The sequence below is a fragment of the Exiguobacterium qingdaonense genome, from assembly GCF_018617855.1.
Classification (GTDB): domain Bacteria; phylum Bacillota; class Bacilli; order Exiguobacteriales; family Exiguobacteriaceae; genus Exiguobacterium; species Exiguobacterium qingdaonense.
Window position 1 is genome coordinate 1 of record NZ_JACSKY010000041.1, and the last position, 328, is coordinate 328.

Genomic DNA, 328 nt, shown 5'->3' on the forward strand with positions numbered 1-328 from the left:
CGCCAGCGTTCGTCCTGAGCCAGGATCAAACTCTCCAAAGAATTTGATATAGCTCTTAGATTGACGAAGCTTGCGCTTCATTCAAAAATGGTAAAACTTATTTTTGCCTCATCGTTCAGTTTTCAAAGTTCGTCTGTAAAAAAAATAAAATTGGTGGAGCCTAGCGGGATCGAACCGCTGACCTCCTGCGTGCAAGGCAGGCGCTCTCCCAGCTGAGCTAAGGCCCCATATAAGTGATGATGGTCGGGAAGACAGGATTCGAACCTGCGACCCCTTGGTCCCAAACCAAGTGCTCTACCAAGCTGAGCTACTTCCCGTTAAAATGGTG

General features: G+C 47.9%; 2 tRNA genes. Both read right to left on the reverse strand.

The annotated features are described in order from the left end of the window. Nucleotides 1-151: 151 nt before the first annotated feature. Nucleotides 152-227 (reverse strand) — tRNA-Ala (locus KNP00_RS14150). 13 nt (nt 228-240) lie between these two features. Beyond that, nucleotides 241-317 (reverse strand) — tRNA-Pro (locus tag KNP00_RS14155). Nucleotides 318-328: the final 11 nt, after the last annotated feature.